Source organism: Methanoculleus sp. UBA413 (assembly GCF_002502935.1).
GTDB classification, from domain to species: Archaea; Halobacteriota; Methanomicrobia; order Methanomicrobiales; family Methanoculleaceae; genus Methanoculleus; species Methanoculleus bourgensis.
The window spans coordinates 12,171-12,436 of sequence record NZ_DAQR01000061.1; the positions used below are offsets into that span (position 1 = coordinate 12,171).

1 protein-coding gene is annotated in these 266 nt (G+C 66.2%); it reads left to right on the plus strand.

Annotated elements, in window-relative coordinates; translation table 11 throughout:
• Positions 1-266 (plus strand): phosphoenolpyruvate carboxylase (locus tag BP858_RS04605; protein WP_286878965.1); only part of this gene is annotated, 266 nt, incomplete at both ends.

Genomic DNA, 266 nt, shown 5'->3' on the forward strand with positions numbered 1-266 from the left:
GAGATCCTCGGCCTGGATGCGCTGGACGATACGGATATCGGGTTCGTCAGGGAGACCTACGTCAACTTCGACGAGAACCTGAAGGCCGCTGCCCGCTACCTGAATACGGAGACGGGGCTCGTCCCCCGGGAGCTTGCGGCCCGGGTGGCCGACCTGGTGGATATCGAGCCTGACGAGGAGCATGCGGAGGTCACGGCCGAGATCGCCCGGGCGCTCCGCGAGAACGATACCGGGAAGTTGAGCGCCCTTGTCCTGCAGGCGGCGCA